Here is a 17561-nt window from a genome sequence, read left to right as displayed (position 1 = left end):
TCGTTCAATCTGCAAGGTGATCAGCCACCAAGCGACCACCAACCCCTTCGCTTGGGCTTGGCTGGTGTCGCCTCCGGCTCGGGCTCGGGGGCAGCAGCGACGGGTTCTGGCACTGGATCAGGCGCTTGCTCAACCACCGCTGCCGCTTCGGGCACAGGTTGATGTTTGGGCTGTTCCGTCTCGGTGGCGGGCTCATCAGGCTGAGTATCGCTTGTCGCAGTTGCCTCGGGCGCTGGGGCTTGGGCGGGCTCTGCGGCTGCCGCTTCAACCTTGGGTGCTTTTGCGCGACTGGCCCGCTTGCGTTTTGGCTTTGGCGCAGGTTCTTCCGCAGCCGATTCTGGCGCATCAACCACAGATGCCTCTTCAGATACCGCGTCCTCTTTTTCAGCTTTCGCCTTTGAGCTACGCGACCGGCGTTTCGGCTTTGGTTTCTCGACCTTTTCTTCGGGCACCTCTACCTGCGCTTCATCCGCGTCAGATTGCGTCTCTGATGCCACCTCGGCAGGCTCAGTTGGTTTCTCGCCCTCTGTTCCGCCAGCGGAGCCGTTATCTTCAACTTGCGACGCTTCAGCACCATTGGATTTGTTGCGACTGCGACGGCGCCGGCGACGGCGGCGTTTTGGCTTACCTTCTCCCTCTTCCGGAGCAGCTGTATTGCCAGCGGCGTCCCCGGCGGGTGCGGCGGGCGCTTCATCCGCGTCCACGACATCGCTGTCATCCGCATCAATCTGATCCATCAAAGAGGTGTCGACCGACACCACTTGTGCAGCGGCAACCGGCACAACACGTGTCGCGGTCTTGAATTTCTCAAGGCTGAAATCCGGGCTAACCAATGCCGGGTCACCCTCGATCCGAACCGACAAGCCATAACGTCCTTCAATCTGGGCGATATGTTCACGTTTCTGGTTCATCAGGAAATTGGCGATGCCCACAGGTGCACGCACCAAAACCTCGCGGGACCGCTTGCGGGTGCCCTCTTCTTCGATCTGGCGCAGGATGGATAGGGCGAGATTATCATCCGAACGGATCAGGCCGGTACCGTGGCAGGCCTGACACGGCTGCGTGGTGGCTTCGATCATGCCCGGCCGCAGACGCTGGCGCGACATTTCCATCAGACCAAAGCCCGAAATGCGGCCCACCTGAATGCGGGCACGGTCGGTTTTGAGCTTTTCCTTCATGCGCTTTTCGACGGCGGCGTTGTTCTTGCGCTCGTCCATGTCGATGAAATCAATCACGATCAGACCGGCAAGGTCACGCAGCCGCAACTGGCGCGCCACCTCATCGGCAGCCTCAAGGTTGGTTTTGGTCGCCGTCTGCTCGATCGAGCCTTCCTTGGTCGCGCGACCAGAGTTCACGTCGATGGCCACCAGCGCCTCGGTCACGCCGATCACGATGTAGCCACCTGAGGGCAATTGTACCGTCGGGTTGAACATGCCCGCCAGATAGCTTTCCACCTGATAACGCGCAAAAAGCGGCAGGCTTTCGGCGTAAAGTTTCACATTTTTCGCGTGGGACGGCATGATCATTTTCATGAAGTCCTTGGCAATGCGATAACCGCGCTCGCCCTCCACAAACACTTCGTCGATCTCGCGATTATAAAGGTCGCGGATAGACCGTTTGATCAGATCGCCTTCCTCGTAAATCTTCGCCGGCGCGATGGACTTCAGCGTCAATTCGCGAATTTGTTCCCACAGCCGCTGCAGGTATTCATAGTCGCGCTTGATCTCCGCTTTGGTCCGTTTGGCACCGGCAGTGCGTACGATGAGCCCTGCGCCCTCCGGCACCTCGATCTCATTGGCGATGTCCTTGAGCTTCTTACGGTCTGCGGCATTGGTGATCTTGCGGGAAATCCCGCCGCCCCGCGCGGTATTGGGCATGAGCACACAGTACCGACCGGCCAAGGACAAATAGGTGGTGAGTGCTGCACCCTTGTTGCCGCGCTCTTCCTTGACCACCTGCACCAGAAGAATCTGGCGAACCTTGATGACTTCCTGGATTTTGTACCGGCGAGGACGGGGTTTGCGAGCGGGCCGAATGTCTTCCTGATCGTCATCGTCCGCGACGGATTCGATGCTGTCATCCTTGGCGGAAGCATCGGACTTGCGCGAGGACACGTCGTCATCGTCGTCATCCTCATCTGCCGCTTCAGGGGCCTCAGCCGCCTCTTCATCCTCAGCGACAGGTTCTTCTGATACAACCGTCCCTTCTTCGGAGGAATCATCGTCAGCCGCCTCAACGGATGCTTCTTCTACAGGCGGCTCAACAGGCTCTTCAACGGGCGTTTCAGCCACGCGCTCCATCGGCGAGGAACCCTCTTCCGCCGCCAGATCAATGGTTTCCATGCCATCGATCTGATCGGATTCGACGTCCTGCGAGATCACCGCATCATCGCTTTTCGCCTCAGCGGCCTTCGATTTCGAGCGGCTGCGGCTGCGTGAGCGACGCTTAGGTTTTTCTTCCTCGTCTTCCTTCGCCTTTTGCGCTTCGGCGTAGGCACGTTCTTCTTCCATCAGCGCCTGACGGTCCGCGACCGGGATCTGATAATAGTCCGGATGAATTTCCGAGAACGCAAGGAACCCATGGCGATTGCCGCCATAGTCTACGAAGGCCGCCTGTAGCGACGGCTCGACCCGGGTTACTTTTGCAAGGTAAATGTTGCCAGCAAGCTGGCGTTTGTTTTCGGATTCAAAATCGAACTCCTCGACCTTGTTTCCGTCGACCACCACGACGCGGGTTTCCTCCGCGTGGGTGGCATCGATAAGCATTTTCTTAGCCATATTTCCAGATTGCACAGCCGCAGCCGACCATCGCCCGGGGGCGCCTGGCGTTGCGGAATATGTCTTGTCAGGGCGATCAGGGACGCACGGCCAATCTGGCCCGGTGGGGCCATGGCAAATCTGCTCAATGCATCGGCGCGCGTCATCGCGTTTCTTCTCCGATACGGGCGTAAAGGCTGCCACGTATCCATTATTATACTGTGTGTTTAGGGCGTTTTGCCTTCAGCCACATCAGCGGTTCCTCGGCCGTTTCCGGCCCAATCGGTCTGCATCGGGTGTGTGATACGTCCACACGGGGGCCCAAGGCAGCGAATCTCTCAGGAAGCGGATTGTCGGCGGGCGACATGCCTCCATTCCCTTAGATAATGCCACAGGATGTGAAAACACAATGGGCAATGTGCGAATAGGCGCTGAATTTGCGCCTATCCCCCGGTTTTCACGTCATTTTTCCGAAACTTTCCTTCAGGTCACCCTACTCAAAGGTAATCTGATCGCTGTAGCCCGTACTTTGCCATTTTCTCGTTAAGCGTGCGTCGTGGCAGGCATAATTCCTCCATGACGCTGGCAATCGAGCCGCGATGCCGCCGCATGGTGTTGTCGATCAGCATCCGCTCAAATGCTTCCACATATTCTTTCAGCGGTTTGCCTTCCGTGGTCATGACCGGCTGCATGTCTTCGTGATCGTTCATCAACAGTGACGCAATCGTTCCCGACCCCCGACGTGACTGCAAGACGGCGCGTTCAGCGACATTAATCAGCTGACGCACATTGCCCGGCCAGGGTGCCTGCAAAAGCTGCGCTGCCTCCTGGGCCGAGACCTGCGGCGCATCACAGCCGTATTCATCGGAGAACTGCTCACTCAGTCGCGTGAATAGCGTCAGGATGTCTTCGCCACGTTGACGCAACGGCGGCACGGTAATGCGCAGGGCTGCCAGCCGGTAAAAAAGATCAGCGCGCAGGGCATCTTCGGACGTACGTCCTGCTTCCTGAAGGTTTGAAATCGCGACAATGCGCGTTTCCGCCGGGGCGCCCTGCTCGTTGATCACGCTCAACAACCGCGCCTGCATGGTCTCTGACAGAGCTTCGATGTCTTCCAACACCAATGTCCCGCCACGTGCTTCCTCGATCGCTGGCAATTGTGCGTCTTCCGGCAACATCGGACCAAAAAGCCGTTTGCTCAGGGCTTCTTCCTCATAAGCCCCGCAGCTGACCAGAACGAATTTCTTGCCAGCGCGACTGCCCACCGCATGTAACGCATGGGCCACCAGGGTTTTGCCGGTGCCGGTTTCGCCATCAATCAGCACATGGCCGTCGGCCTGCCCCAGATCAAGGATATCCTCGCGCAGCCGCTCCATTACGGGGCTTTGGCCAATCAGCTTTTTCATCAGTTGACCGCCATCCGACAACTCCCGCCGCAACGCCCGGTTGTCCATCACAAGGCGGCGCGCGCCGGTGGCTTTTTTGGCCAATTCGTTCATCCGGTCGGGGTTGAACGGCTTTTCAAGGAAATCAAATGCGCCAACGCGCATGGCTTCCACAGCCATTGGCACATCGCCGTGCCCCGTGATCATGATCACAGGCAGCGCGCTGTCATTGCCCATCAGTTTTTTCAGGAACTGCATCCCGTCCATGCCAGGCATCTTGATATCAGAGATCACAATGCCCGGATAATCAGGCCCCAATGTCTTGAGCGCATCTTCGGCGCTGGAAAACGTCTCTGTGTCATATCCCGATAGTGCCAGCCACTGGCTGATCGACTGCCGCATGTCCTGTTCGTCGTCCACGATTGCGATTTTCATGGCCTGTGTCATGGCTTACTCCGCCGCTTGTGTGCTGTGTTCGCTGCCCAAAATAGGCAGCTGCATTTCAAAAACTGCGCCGCCCGCTTGTCCATTACGTGCGGTGAGCCGTCCTCCAAGGTCGTTAACAATCCCCGAGGAGATGGCAAGACCCAGCCCCACGCCGTCCCCCGCCTGCTTGGTAGTGTAAAACGGTTCGAAGAGCTGATCTAGGTCTTCGATGCCCGGCCCATTGTCACGGACGGTCAACGTCGCCGTCTCGCCAGCTGACAGCATAATATCAACCTTCGGCAACCGCTCGGATTTAGTGGCATCAATCGCATTGCGCAACAGGTTCACCATCACCTGCTCAATGCGCAGCCTGTCCCCCATCACCTGAACCGGCGTCTCAGGCACGATCCGGCTGATCTGGACATGGCGCTGACGCAACTGTGGCTCCATCATGGAAAGGGCGGAGGCCAGCGCATCTCCCATATCTACTGGGGAAAAGGCCTCCTGCCCCTTGCGAGCATAGGATTTCAATTGACGTGTGATACCGCCCATCCGCTCGATCAGATCATCAATGCGCCCAAAGGAAGACAGCGCTTCTTCCTGTCGGTTCCTGCGCAACAAAAGTCGTGCGCCAGCCAGATAGGTTTTCATCGCAGCAAGTGGCTGATTAAGTTCATGACTGACCGCTGCAGACATCTCACCCAAGGCCGCCAGTTTGCTGGATTGTTCAAGGGTCTGTTCGGCCACGGCGAGCGTTTCCTGCACCCTTTTACGCTCGGCGATTTCTCGCTGTAGCGCCACGTTAAGTGCGCGCAGTTCGGCAGATTCCCGCTGAAACAGAGCCATACGCAGCGCCGTCCTGCGGCTCAGCGCATAGAAGCTGAGCGCCAGAAGAATCGCGAAACCCATGATTTCAAGCGCCAAAACACCATTCACCCTCTCACGCACCGACGCATAGGTTGTAAAACTCGCCATCCGCCAACCGCGGAAGGGAATGCGGGTTTCCAGCCGCATGACCGCTTCGCCCTGCAGATAGGCATCAGGCGGCAGGGCGGTCCAATCGGCCGTCGCCTGAATGGCACGCTGAATTGCGTTTTGCGGCGTCTGACGCGCCAGCGCTTCTTCTTCTGTGCGTCCCCGCCAGCGGGGTTCTGTTGTCAGAATGATCGTGCCGGTGCTGTCGGTCACAACCACCGCGTCTGAGATCCCTGCCCAGGCGCGGCCGAATTTCTGCAAATCGACCTCAACCGCAATCACTCCGAGAACGTCGGAACCTGACTGAACCCGGCGCGAATAAACGAACCCGTATCCGCCGGTTTCCCGTTCGGCGACCGTGAAGATGGTGGAATTGGACCGGATCGCGTCAACGAAATAGGCCTCTGCGCGATGGCTCGACCCAAGCCGGTTGCGATCCGTTGCCGCCACCGTGCGCCCATCAATGTCCAAAAGCATCAGAGAGGCCGCACCAATCTCCTCGACAAAGGAAATCAACCTGCGGGTCGAGGCGGTATAATCGGCAGAGTTAAGAGCACCGATCAGTTCGGCGTCGCGGGCCAGAAGCTGTGGCACAATTGCGTTCTGGCGCAATTCCGACAGCAGGTTGCCGCTATAAAGTGCCAGTCGCAACTCCGCCCGATTGCGCGTGCTTTCGGTAAAGCGATCCGTCAGCAGGCTATTGGTGACGGCAACGACAGAGACGGCCAGCAATAACAATACGCCCAAGGCCACGCGCACGCGCCAATTGACCGCTCGTTCTTGATTGTCAGGATCGACGTTGCTGCTCATCCGCGTAATCTACGCGAAAGCGCCCGATAGGCTCAAGTCACGCTGTGATGAGCGCACGCGACAATGCGCGGAAGAGCGCCTGACCGTCGGTGCCGCCATGGCCAACATCCGCCGCTCGCTCCGGGTGCGGCATCATGCCCAATACGCGGCGATTTTCCGACAGGATGCCCGCGATATCCGCGCGCGCTCCATTCGGATTGTCAGTGTAGGTAAACGCGACACGGTCCTCGCCCTGCAGCCGCGCGATGGTATCGTCATCAGCAAAATAATTGCCATCATGATGGGCAATTGGAATGTTGATGACGTCGCCCGCATTGTACCCTTTGGTGTATTCAGATGCAGATGTTTCTACCTTTAAACCAACGGTTTGGCAGATGTACTTCAACTTTGCATTACGCAGCAATACACCGGGCAGAAGACCGGTTTCCGTCAAGACCTGGAACCCGTTGCAGACGCCCAGAACATACCCGCCACGGCCCGCGTGATCTGCAACAGATCGACAGATCGGAGAGTTAGCCGCAATCGCGCCGCACCGAAGGTAGTCACCGAATGAGAACCCCCCCGGAATGCCAACAATATCCACGCCGTCTGGCAACGCGCTGTCCTTGTGCCAGACCATGCTGACCTTGGCACCAGCTGCTTCAAAAGCAACGGCCAGATCGCGGTCGCAGTTGGATCCGGGGAAAACAACAACCGCTGCGTGCATCAGAGCGTCTCCACCGAGTAGGATTCGATCACCGTATTGGCCAGCAGCTTTTCGCACATCGCGGTCACATCGGCTTCGGTCGCACCGTCAGCGAGGTCAAGTTCAATCACTTTGCCCTGCCGCACACCGTTGACGCCTTCAAACCCCAAGGCCCCTAGAGCATGGCGCACCGCCTCACCCTGTGGATCCAAAACGCCGTTTTTTAGCATCACATGCACTCGCGCTTTCATGCTCTGTCCTTAATTTTCTCGTTTCGTGTCAAATAGTCAGTTGATCAGGGTCGGTTTGGTCACCGGTGGCGTATTTTTGGGCATAACGCCCAACCGGCGCGCCACTTCGGTATAAGCGTCTTTGAGATCTCCAAGATCACGTCGGAAGACATCCTTGTCGAGCTTCTGACCGGTTTCGATATCCCACAGCCGGCAGCTGTCCGGACTGATTTCATCCGCCACGATCAAGCGGTGAAAATCTCCGTCAAAAACACGGCCCACCTCGATTTTGAAATCAACGAGGCGAATTCCAACCGCCATCATCACGCCGGAGAGAAAATCATTGACCCGCAGGGCGAGGCTCAGAATGTCGTCCATGTCCTGCTGGCTGGCCCATCCAAAAGCGGCGATATGCTCTTCTGTCACCAGCGGATCGCCCAGACTGTCGTCTTTGTAACAATATTCAACAATCGGGCGCGGCAGTTGAGTGCCCTCCTCAATGCCAAGACGTTTGGACATGGTGCCCGCGGCATAGTTGCGCACGATCACTTCCAAAGGCACGATTTCCACGCTGCGCACTAATTGTTCGCGCATGTTGAGGCGTTTGATGAAGTGGTTTGGCACGCCGATCTGACCAAGGCCTGTCATGAAAAATTCACTCAGGCGGTTATTCAACACACCCTTGCCCTCGATCACGGCTTTCTTTTCGGCGTTGAAGGCGGTCGCATCGTCCTTGAAATACTGAACAATTGTGCCGGGCTCAGGACCTTCATAAAGGATCTTCGCTTTGCCTTCGTAGATTTTCTTGCGCCGGGCCATGGGCGTCCTTTCGCACTTTTACCGTGAGGATCACGGCAGACGTTGCGCCCCTCTTAGTGTAAGCCCCGCGTTGCTGCAAGCCAGCGCCACTTGCGCAAAGCGTCGCAAGCCCGCATATCTGTTGCAGAGGCTTATCGAACATCAGGAGATCGCGCCATGACAACCTTCGACGACCGCGAAAATGCGTTTGAAAACAAATTCGCCCATGACGCGGAAATGCAGTTCAAGGCGGAGGCACGTCGCAACAAGTTGTTGGGTCTCTGGGCCGCTGAGCTGCTAGGCAAATCAGGTGATGACGCGGAAGATTATGCGAAGGAAGTCATCAGGTCGGATTTTGAAGAAGCTGGCGACGAGGATGTCTATCGCAAGGTTTCCGGCGATCTCGGCGACAAGGCCGATGAGGCCACAATCCGCTCCAAAATGCTGGAGCTTATGGCGCAGGCCAAGGCGCAATTGATGGACGAGGTCTGAGCGGGAACCCTCCGGGACCACGTTAACACTTATCTCATTCTGATCCGCTAGCCTCCCCGTCGGGGGCCCTATCGGAGCGCGTGGGAATGATCCAACTATCTTGGGCCGGCGGGGCCCGTTTTGCCATGCGTGTCGGTTTTCCGCTGGGCATTCTTGCCTTGTGTCTTTCTTTGATGACCGACCGTCTGGCCGAGATGTCCATCGCACAAATTACCGCGCAGATGGCGCATGTCTCCGCCAATCAGTGGACTGCCGCGCTGGCTCTGACAGCCGTGAGCCTTTGGGCCGCAGGTCGCTATGACGTCATCGCCCATCGTCACCTGCAAACCGGAATTTCGCGCTCCCACGCAGCCCGCTCCGGCACAATTGCAATTTGCCTGGCCCAGACCCTTGGATTTGGTATCTTTACCGGCGCGCTGGCCCGCTGGCGAATGCTGCCAGATCTTTCCTTTGCCCGAGCCATGGCGCTATCCGCATTCGTGACCCTCTCTTTCATGATCGGTCTGCTTGTTGTCGGGGCCGCGGTTATGCTGATCTTCTCCGCCCCGGGCTGGACCCTGTTTCCTGCGCTGGCTGTCATGGCGGGTCTGCCTTTCTTGGCCTATCTGTTTTTTACAGTTAAGTTACCGAAAGTGTTCGGCAAATCCCTGCGCTTTCCCTCGCTGCGCGCAAGCGGGGCGATACTGCTTTGGACATTGGTCGACGTCTCAGCGGCAGCGGCGGCATTGTTCGTTCTCATGCCCGATGCCATTTCCTTTGGGGTTGCGGTGTTTTTCCCTGCCTATCTCTTGGCGCTGGCGGCGGCTTTGCTTTCTGGCACTCCGGGTGGGGTCGGCCCCTTTGAACTCACGCTTTTGAGCATTCTGCCGCAAGCAGCCTCAACCGATGTGCTTTGTGCGATCGTGATGTTCCGTGTGATCTACTATGCGGTGCCAGCGCTTCTGGCCATGCTGGCCATGACCCGTCCCTTTGGCTCAGGAGGCCGCGACGAAACAGACCTGTCGGCGCCGGATTTTTCATCGTTCAAACGCGCTGAATGCGGCCTTATCCGGCAGAATGGCGGTTTCTGGCATGTCACGCAAAATGCAGCGCTGGCAATATGGCCCACCCGGCAAACCCATACCGCCCTGTGCGATCCGATTACCAACGATCCTGCCCGCGCTCTGGTCGAGCACGCGCGCGAAGCGACAGCATATAACAAGATCGCAGTTCTCTACAAATGCACCAGCCGCATCGCGCTGTGCGCGCGCAACCTCGGCTGGGCGGTCCTGCACATCGCCGATGAAGCCGTGCTCACCCCCTCAGAATTCGATCTTGACCGCCCCTCATGCCGCAGTTTGCGCCGTAAACTGCGCAGCGCGACAAAAGCGGGCATCGTTGTGCGCGCACCCCACGTCATGCCCTGGGAAGAAATGGCCCGGATCGACCGCGAGTGGCAAGTTGCGCGGGGTCCCGCGCGGGGCGGCACAATGGGCCGGTTCTGCCCTGACTACCTGTCTCGTCAATACGTCGTTCTTGCCTGGCAGGGCGATCAACTTCTGGCTTATGCCAGCTTTCATACCAGCGACCACCAATGGTGTCTCGATCTGATGCGATGCCAGCCCGACGCCCCTGATGGCACCATGCACACCCTGGTCAATCAGGCCATCACGGCGGCACGCGCGCGCAACATCGCGCAAATCTCCCTGGCAGCGACACCCGCCTGCCCTGATCCTGAAAATGCCTTTTTTCGCAGGCTTGCGCGTTGGGTCGTGTCCAAATCCGGCGGGCCGGGACTGCGCCAGTTTAAATCCAGTTTTGGGCCTGTTTGGGTGCCGCTTTACATGGCTTCACCGACAGCTGCCGGATTGACCCTGGCGGCCGCCGACATCGCCTATTCAGTGACACATCCCGAGACCCTGATACCATCGAATGGTTCTCATCCTCATAACCAAGATGAGAATTATGAGTTTGTCTTGAGTGTACATTCATGACACTCCCTGCCTTCTCTAATGCGCGGAGTTCCCATGACAAATCCATTCCTGAAATTGCTCGGCGAAAAAGGCACATTGCTTGCTGATGGCGCCACAGGCACGAACCTCTTCAACATGGGATTGATGTCCGGCGATGCGCCAGAGCTTTGGAATACGGACGAGCCGCAAAAGATCAAATCTCTCTACAAAGGTGCTGTTGACGCGGGCAGTGATTTGTTTTTGACCAATTCCTTTGGGGCAAATGCCTCGCGGCTAAAGTTGCATGGGGCCGAGAAGCGCGTGCATGAACTGGCACGGGTGTCAGCCGAAATTGGCCGCGAAGTGGCCGATACCGCAGGGCGCGACGTGATTGTTGCAGGCTCGGTCGGACCAACAGGCGAGATCATGGAGCCGGTTGGAACGCTCAGCCATTCGCTGGCGGTCGAAATATTTCACGAAGCGGCCGACGGGCTGAAAGCAGGGGGTGCCGATATCGGCTGGCTTGAAACCATCAGTGCGCCCGAGGAATATCGCGCGGCAGCCGAAGGATTTATGCTGGCGGGACTGACCTGGGCTGGAACCATGAGTTTTGACACTGCCGGACGCACGATGATGGGGCTGACCAGTGCCGATATGGTGAAAATGGTCGATGATCTCGACGCAGCGCAGGCCCCGGTTGCCTTCGGTGCGAACTGTGGAACTGGTGCGTCGGATTTGCTGCGCACCATTCTCGGTTTTTCCGCGCAGGGCTCCGAAAAACCTATTATCGCCAAAGGTAACGCTGGTATTCCAAAATATGTTGATGGCCATATCCACTATGATGGAACGCCGGAACTGATGGCCGATTATGCGGTCATGGCGCGCGCATGCGGTGCCCATATCATTGGCGGATGCTGCGGAACCATGCCCGAACATCTGCGTCACATGCGTGAAGCGCTTGATACCCGCACGATGGCCCACCCACCGGCGTTGGAAGAAATTGTCGATCGCCTGGGCGCGTTTTCGTCGCAACATGACGGAACCGGCGAGAACGCCACCCCGGCACGCAGAACCTCCCGGCGACGCCGCGCGGCTGGTTGACCTGTTTCAGGCTTTCATCTGCGCGCTCAGGATGCCCCGACCTACCGACATCAGGAAATCCCATTCTTCCATTGACTTAAGCTCGGTCGTGTTCTTGTTGTCGATGCTCAGAAAAGCGTGTCCATGCACGGAGGTCCAAAGCATGTAAGCGCTGCGGGCCGCGGACTGGTCATCTGTGTCAACGCCCAGATAATCCGCACAGGCTTTCACAACGATCAGGAAACAGGCCTCGCCTTTTTCCTGCAGGCAAGTGTTTTCATCATGTCCTTCGGTCAGTCCAAACATCAACCGAAAGATGCCGGGCTCCGTCTTGGCAAAAGTAATGTAGGCGTTGCCGATTCCTGCCACAGCCTCCAACGATCCGGCAGGATGGCGATCTCTTTCCTGTGACATTTGCCAGCTCAACCGGTCCATCGCATCCGATACCAGCGCATTCAGTAAATCGACCCGATCCTTGAAATGCTTGTAAGGGGCAGCCGTGCTGACACCGGCGCGCCGTGCCGCTTCGGCGACAGAAAACCCTTCTGGACCATGGGCTTCCACCAATTCGCGCACAACCGTCAACAACTGCCCGCGCAGGTCGCCATGGTGGTAAGACGCGCGTTTCTCTTGAACTGTATCGTGGGTATCTGACAAAAAAACGCCCCTTTGCGCTTGATAAAGTTAGAGCTTATAACATATGTAAGTGACACTTACTTCACAAGTGAGGTCTCACATGATATCTGCCACCATAGATAAACCTCTTTGGCGCCGCATCCTACGCAAATGGGTGACATTCGTCTGCACTGTTTTGATAATTGGCGCGGCAATCGGCTTGGTCATTCTGGGCCAAACGATCCTGGCGGATCGTGCTGCCGCCGTCATCCCGCCAGCTGCAGCACCAGCGATACGCGTCCAGACAAGCCGCCTGATAATGTCTGACAGCTATGACGTGCTCCGACGGTTTCCGGGCCAGATTGAGGCCGCCCAACAAACCGAAATGGCTTTTGAACAGGGCGGCACCGTGGCGCTGCTTGCCGCTGAGGAGGGCGATGAAATTGCCGCAGGCACCATGATCGCGCGTCTCGACACCCGGCTCATAGAGGCAGAGAAAACCCGCCTGATCGCCGCACGTCGCGCGCTTGAGGCTCAGGCAGAATTGGCGAGGCGCACGACAAAACGGCAGACCGAACTCAGCGAAAAAGGCTTTGCCTCAACGCAGACCGTAGACAACGTGGCGCTGCGGCTGGTCGAACTACAAGCGCGGATTGCCGAAGTTGATGCCAGTCTTGTGTCGGTCGGCTTGCAGTTGGAAAAATCAGAACTGCGCGCGCCTTTCGATGCTTTGGTGTCGGCCCGCATGATCGACACAGGTAGCGCTTTGCAGTCTGGCCAGCCTGTGCTTTCCCTGGTCGAATCCAGTGGCCACCAGTTTCGCGTTGGCCTGTCGCCCGACGCCCTTGACGCCTTGCTCGACAGCCCCAACGCCCAGGTCGTGTTTGACGAGGCAATATACGACGTCCAATTGAACGCCGTCCTTCCGGAACTGGATCCGGCAACCCGCACCCATATGGTATTGCTCGACTTTTCGGCGGATGTGTTGCCACCGCTGCGCGACACGGGCGTGCTGTTGCTGAAGCAAACCGTCCATCAGGCCGGCGCCTGGGTGCCATTGGCTGCGTTGCAGGACGCGCCACGCGGGTTATGGCGGTTGCTGACCGTTTCCGAAACGGACGGCAGTGCATTCGTTCAGAGCGAATCCATCGAGATCCTGTTTTCTGACGCCGAGCGGGCCTATGTCCGCGGTACCTTTTCAAAAGGGAGCCGATACGTCGCGGACGGACCACATCGCGTTGTGCCCGGACAGAAAGTAACTCTTCTGCAAGAGCCAAGCTGATGGAGACGCTCACATTTCGTGAACCGCGCATCGTGGCGCTTGCCCTTCTGGTGATCATTGCGGCAGGCCTCTCGGCATTGCTCGCGATCGGACGGCAGGAAGATCCGACAATCACCAATCTGTTTGCCACCATCACAACACCCTACCCTGGCGCGGACCCTGCCCGTGTCGAAACGCTGATCACTGCGGAAATCGAAGACGTGTTGCGGGAAATTCCCGAAGTGGATGAGATCAATTCGACTTCAGCAACCGGTATCTCCATCGTGCAGGTCGATTTGTCCGATACATTGGCGGATGACCGAATCGAGCAGGTCTGGTCCGAAATACGCGATGCCCTTGGCGATGCCGAGGCTACCTTTCCTCAAGGTGCAGCGACACCGGAATTCTCCTCCGAAGGTGCCGGCACCTTCGGCGCAATCATCGCACTCTCCGGCACGCATGATGATGTCCCCCTATCGATTGTCGGGCGACACGCTGAAAGTCTTGCAGATGACCTGCGCAGCTTGTCCGGCACCAAGCAGGTAGAAACCTTTGGCGCACCTCAAGAAGAAGTGCTGGTGACACTTGATACGACAAGAAGCGCCGCGCTGGGACTGACCGCGGATGATGTTTCCACAGCCATTTCACGGGCGGACAGTAAAGGTCAGGCCGGGCGCGTCAGGGGCGCTGGAACAGAGATGATCATCGATGTTGCAGGCGACATCACCGCCACGGACAGGGTGCGCGACCTCATTGTTCGCGAAGGCTCAGGCGGTCAGGTCACCCGCATTGCCGATATCGCCGAGGTCAGCCGTGGGCCGCGCCTGCCGCTTGCCGAACGCGCGGTGCACAATGGTAAAGCCGCAGTTCTGGTTGCCGCGAAACTCGAAGATGGATTGCAGGTTGATGTCTGGATGGGTCGGGTCACCGCAGCACTTGCCACATTTCAGGCGGATGCACCCGGCGGGATCACGGTCGAGCTGATCTTTGATCAAAGCCGTTACACAGCCGAGCGACTCGCGGAGGTCGGCGGCAATATGGCTGTCGGCATCGCATTGGTTATTGGCGTCCTTCTGATCACTCTTGGCGTGCGGGCCGCGCTGATCGTGGCGCTCATCCTGCCCATCGTCTCCCTGGCAACCCTTGCAACCATGAACATCATCGGACTTGCCATTCATCAGATGTCAGTGACCGGATTGATCGTTGCTTTGGGCCTGCTGGTGGACGCGGGCATCGTGATGACCGATGAGGTCGGCCAGCGCGTCGCTAGTGGTCAGTCGCGACTGGTAGCGGTGCGCGGTGCGGTCCGGCGTCTTTTTGCCCCCCTCTTTGCCTCCACCGTAACCACCGCCCTATCCTTCACCCCAATGATCCTCTTGCCGGGCCCGGCGGGCGATTTTGTGGGATCCATTGCGATTGCCGTCGTCACGATGCTGGGCTGGTCTTTTGTTATTGCCGTGACGTTGACACCGGCCATCGCAGGTTGGGCGATGCCATCACGGGATAAGTCGGGGCACCTTTCTTCCGGGATCAAGCTGCCCCGGCTGTCTGCTGCCTTTGCAGCGTCCCTGCGATGGGCCGTCAAGAACCCCATGCGATCTATCGCCCTTTCGCTGGTGCTGCCTGTGCTTGGGTTCATGTCGATGCCTTTGCTGACCGCACAGTTCTTTCCGGGCGTGGATCGTGACCAGTTTCACATCGAGGTGGATTTACGCCCGGGCGCTGCTCTTTCCCAAACCAGCAAAGTGGTGGATACTCTCGACCGGCTACTGCGGGATGCGCCCGAAACAAAACAGGTTTCCTGGGTCATCGGCAAATCAGCCCCGGCGTTTTACTACAATATGGTCAGCGCCCGCGACAACGCGCCCCGTTTTGCGCAGGCCCTTGTCACTACATATTCACAGGATGCAACGGAAACGCTGATCAGCCGATTGGAACGCGACATCGGCGCGGCAGCACCCGCTGCACAGGTACTGGTGCGCGGCCTCGTTCAAGGCCCCCCCGTGGACGCGCCGGTCGAATTACGGATCGTCGGTTCGGATATCGACACCCTCCGTGTTTTGGGGGCGGAAGTGCGCCGTATCGTTGCGGATGTGGATGTGGTCACTCTTGCCCGGGGCACGGTCACCACAGGCGCGCCGGAGGTCAGCATCGATGTCGATGAAGCCAAGGCACGTTCCATGGGCCTTGATCTGGCGAGCATCTCGCGCCAACTTGAAGCGGGTCTGGAGGGGGTCTCAGGTGGCTCTTTGCTGGAGGGGTCTGAAGAGTTACCGGTGCGGGTGCGGTTTGGCGATGCGACACGCACGGACCTTACGGCCATTGCTGATCTGACCCTTCTGCCGCCGAACGCGGCGAGCCTATCGCGGGCGGGCCAATTCGTCGGCATCCCACTCTCCACCATTGCCGACATTTCGGTCAATCCCAGTGAGCCGATCATCACCCGGCGCAACGCCGAGCGCAACAATACCATTCAGGCCTTCATCCTGCGTGATGTTTTGCCCGAAGAGGCCTTGAACGACGTTCAGCGCGCGCTGGAAGCGGAGGGTTTTGCACTGCCATCAGGGTACCGAATGGAGATCGGTGGCGACAGCGATGCGCGCGCCGAGACGCTGGGCAATCTGTTGGCCTCACTCGGGCTCATCGTCACCCTGTCGATTGCGGCCATCGTGATGACCTTCAATTCCTTCCGCCTCTCCGCCATTGCCCTGGTGGTCAGCGTCCTCTCTGCGGGCCTGAGTATCCTGTCGCTCGCGATCTTCCAGTATCCATTTGGCATAACGGCGATCATAGGCGTGATCGGGTCGATCGGGGTTTCGATAAACGCCGCCATCATCATCATGACCGGCCTGCGCGACGATCCCGATGCGCGTCAGGGCAATCCGGATGCCATGGTAGGTGTCCTGATGGGATCAAGCCGCCATATTGTCAGCACAACCATTACGACTTTTGGAGGTTTCCTGCCGCTGATCCTTGCAGGTGGCGGGTTCTGGCCGCCTTTTGCCATGTCCGTCGCGGGGGGCGTTTTGTTGTCCACTGTCGTGTCATTCTACTTTACGCCCCCAATGTTCGCGCTTCTCTACGCCCGCAAAACCAATCCTGATACGCGAAAGCATTCTGCGACGACGTCGGGTCTTCCACCCTTAAACCTTGTTCAGGCAGCGGAGTAACCCAAGGTTGAACTCCATATCATTATGAAAAAGTTTCGCTCTCCCGGAGCCTTGGGAGGCTTGTGCATTGATCTGATGTTGCGATAAATTTGCGTCACAGCGTCGCACAACGATACCCTCGTGTCGCAATTTGAAAAGTCAGGTGCGGGCGTTCTGTCAAAAGGGTCAACAGATCACGCCCCGCTTTCTGGTGCGGCAACAAAGGAAAGCTCATGTCGGACGAAGAAGACGATATCATCCTCTCGGAACTGGACGACGAAGAACTTGTTCAGCAGATGTTTGACGACCTCTATGATGGTCTCAAAGAGGAAATCGAAGAAGGCGTGAACATCCTGCTGGAACGCGGGTGGCAACCTTACGATGTGCTGACCAAGGCGCTTGTGGGCGGCATGACCATCGTGGGCCACGATTTCCGCGATGGCATTCTGTTTGTGCCCGAAGTTCTTCTGGCGGCGAATGCAATGAAGGGCGGCATGGCCATCCTCAAACCCTTGCTGGCCGAAACAGGGGCGCCGCGCGTTGGCAAAATGGTCATCGGCACGGTCAAGGGCGACATTCACGACATCGGCAAGAACCTGGTCGGCATGATGATGGAAGGTGCCGGTTTCGAAGTGGTCGATCTCGGCATCAATAACGCGGTTGAAGCCTATCTGGAAGCAATGGAACAGGAAGCGCCCGATATTCTGGGCATGTCCGCCCTGCTGACCACCACGATGCCCTATATGAAAGTTGTGATCGACACCATGGTCGAACAGGGCATTCGTGATGACTATATTGTGCTGGTCGGGGGCGCTCCGCTCAACGAAGAGTTTGGCAAGGCAATTGGTGCCGATGCCTATTGCCGCGACGCTGCGGTCGCGGTGGAGACTGCAAAGGAATGGGTTGGCCGCAAACACAACCAGAAATCCGCCTGATCTCCGTCATATGAATTTCGCGGCCTGTGTCGG

General features: G+C 58.0%; 13 protein-coding genes. 6 read left to right on the top strand and 7 right to left on the bottom strand.

Annotated features, from left to right (window positions below; genetic code table 11):
* Positions 1-20: 20 nt before the first annotated feature.
* The 6 genes from ACOTTU_RS07660 to purC form a co-directional block, all read right to left on the bottom strand.
* The gene (locus ACOTTU_RS07660) at positions 21-2777 is read right to left on the bottom strand and encodes an Rne/Rng family ribonuclease (protein ID WP_425657079.1); all 2757 of its coding nucleotides are present in this window, start codon (positions 2775-2777) and stop codon (positions 21-23) included.
* A 476-nt stretch (positions 2778-3253) separates the two neighbouring features.
* Positions 3254-4588 (bottom strand): sigma-54-dependent transcriptional regulator, encoded by a 1335-nt coding sequence (locus ACOTTU_RS07655; RefSeq protein WP_298921528.1) that lies wholly within the window; start codon positions 4586-4588, stop codon positions 3254-3256.
* A gap of 3 nt (positions 4589-4591) precedes the next feature.
* Positions 4592-6352: a sensor histidine kinase gene (locus ACOTTU_RS07650; RefSeq protein WP_298921526.1), complete on the bottom strand. Its 1761-nt coding sequence runs from the start codon at positions 6350-6352 to the stop codon at positions 4592-4594.
* 37 nt (positions 6353-6389) lie between these two features.
* Positions 6390-7058 (bottom strand): phosphoribosylformylglycinamidine synthase subunit PurQ, encoded by a 669-nt coding sequence (purQ, locus tag ACOTTU_RS07645; RefSeq protein ID WP_425657075.1) that lies wholly within the window; start codon positions 7056-7058, stop codon positions 6390-6392.
* Positions 7058-7288, bottom strand: coding sequence for a phosphoribosylformylglycinamidine synthase subunit PurS (purS, locus tag ACOTTU_RS07640; RefSeq protein ID WP_298921522.1), 231 nt, complete (start codon positions 7286-7288; stop codon positions 7058-7060). The genes purQ and purS overlap by 1 nt, the downstream gene beginning before the upstream one ends.
* A gap of 36 nt (positions 7289-7324) precedes the next feature.
* Positions 7325-8086: a phosphoribosylaminoimidazolesuccinocarboxamide synthase gene (gene purC, locus ACOTTU_RS07635; RefSeq protein ID WP_298921520.1), complete on the bottom strand. Its 762-nt coding sequence runs from the start codon at positions 8084-8086 to the stop codon at positions 7325-7327.
* Between the two features lie 156 nt (positions 8087-8242).
* On the opposite strand from purC, the gene ACOTTU_RS07630 reads away from it, so the two are divergent.
* The 3 genes from ACOTTU_RS07630 (at position 8243) to bmt (ending at position 11589) form a co-directional block, all read left to right on the top strand.
* Positions 8243-8557, top strand: coding sequence for a DUF1476 domain-containing protein (locus tag ACOTTU_RS07630; RefSeq protein ID WP_425657073.1), 315 nt, complete (start codon positions 8243-8245; stop codon positions 8555-8557).
* Positions 8558-8643: 86 nt separating this feature from the next.
* Positions 8644-10530, top strand: coding sequence for a phosphatidylglycerol lysyltransferase domain-containing protein (locus ACOTTU_RS07625; protein ID WP_425657071.1), 1887 nt, complete (start codon positions 8644-8646; stop codon positions 10528-10530).
* A 33-nt stretch (positions 10531-10563) separates the two neighbouring features.
* Positions 10564-11589 (top strand): betaine--homocysteine S-methyltransferase, encoded by a 1026-nt coding sequence (gene bmt / locus ACOTTU_RS07620; protein WP_425657069.1) that lies wholly within the window; start codon positions 10564-10566, stop codon positions 11587-11589.
* Positions 11590-11595: 6 nt separating this feature from the next.
* On the opposite strand, the gene ACOTTU_RS07615 is transcribed toward bmt, so the two are convergent.
* Positions 11596-12225: a TetR/AcrR family transcriptional regulator gene (locus ACOTTU_RS07615; protein WP_298921512.1), complete on the bottom strand. Its 630-nt coding sequence runs from the start codon at positions 12223-12225 to the stop codon at positions 11596-11598.
* 79 nt (positions 12226-12304) lie between these two features.
* Here ACOTTU_RS07615 and ACOTTU_RS07610 point away from each other — a divergent pair, with 79 nt between their 5' ends.
* From ACOTTU_RS07610 to ACOTTU_RS07600, 3 genes are all read left to right on the top strand, one after another.
* On the top strand, positions 12305-13465 hold the full coding sequence (locus tag ACOTTU_RS07610; protein ID WP_425657066.1) for an efflux RND transporter periplasmic adaptor subunit: 1161 nt from the start codon (positions 12305-12307) through the stop codon (positions 13463-13465).
* Positions 13465-16614 (top strand): efflux RND transporter permease subunit, encoded by a 3150-nt coding sequence (locus tag ACOTTU_RS07605; protein WP_425657065.1) that lies wholly within the window; start codon positions 13465-13467, stop codon positions 16612-16614. The genes ACOTTU_RS07610 and ACOTTU_RS07605 overlap by 1 nt, the downstream gene beginning before the upstream one ends.
* A 212-nt stretch (positions 16615-16826) precedes the next feature.
* Positions 16827-17528: a corrinoid protein gene (locus tag ACOTTU_RS07600; protein WP_298921505.1), complete on the top strand. Its 702-nt coding sequence runs from the start codon at positions 16827-16829 to the stop codon at positions 17526-17528.
* Positions 17529-17561: the final 33 nt, after the last annotated feature.

Origin of the sequence: Roseobacter sp. EG26 (genome assembly GCF_049830555.1) — a bacterium.
Taxonomy (GTDB): domain Bacteria; phylum Pseudomonadota; class Alphaproteobacteria; order Rhodobacterales; family Rhodobacteraceae; genus Roseobacter.
This window is presented reverse-complemented; position numbering and strand designations above follow the sequence as displayed.

Coding starts and splice junctions, on each gene's coding strand:
- ACOTTU_RS07660 (WP_425657079.1), bottom strand. CDS start 2,777: ATGGCTAAGAAAATGCTTATCGATGCCACCCACGCGGAGGAAACCCGC.
- ACOTTU_RS07655 (WP_298921528.1), bottom strand. CDS start 4,588: ATGACACAGGCCATGAAAATCGCAATCGTGGACGACGAACAGGACATG.
- ACOTTU_RS07650 (WP_298921526.1), bottom strand. CDS start 6,352: ATGAGCAGCAACGTCGATCCTGACAATCAAGAACGAGCGGTCAATTGG.
- purQ (WP_425657075.1), bottom strand. CDS start 7,058: ATGCACGCAGCGGTTGTTGTTTTCCCCGGATCCAACTGCGACCGCGAT.
- purS (WP_298921522.1), bottom strand. CDS start 7,288: ATGAAAGCGCGAGTGCATGTGATGCTAAAAAACGGCGTTTTGGATCCA.
- purC (WP_298921520.1), bottom strand. CDS start 8,086: ATGGCCCGGCGCAAGAAAATCTACGAAGGCAAAGCGAAGATCCTTTAT.
- ACOTTU_RS07630 (WP_425657073.1), top strand. CDS start 8,243: ATGACAACCTTCGACGACCGCGAAAATGCGTTTGAAAACAAATTCGCC.
- ACOTTU_RS07625 (WP_425657071.1), top strand. CDS start 8,644: ATGATCCAACTATCTTGGGCCGGCGGGGCCCGTTTTGCCATGCGTGTC.
- bmt (WP_425657069.1), top strand. CDS start 10,564: ATGACAAATCCATTCCTGAAATTGCTCGGCGAAAAAGGCACATTGCTT.
- ACOTTU_RS07610 (WP_425657066.1), top strand. CDS start 12,305: ATGATATCTGCCACCATAGATAAACCTCTTTGGCGCCGCATCCTACGC.
- ACOTTU_RS07605 (WP_425657065.1), top strand. CDS start 13,465: ATGGAGACGCTCACATTTCGTGAACCGCGCATCGTGGCGCTTGCCCTT.
- ACOTTU_RS07600 (WP_298921505.1), top strand. CDS start 16,827: ATGTCGGACGAAGAAGACGATATCATCCTCTCGGAACTGGACGACGAA.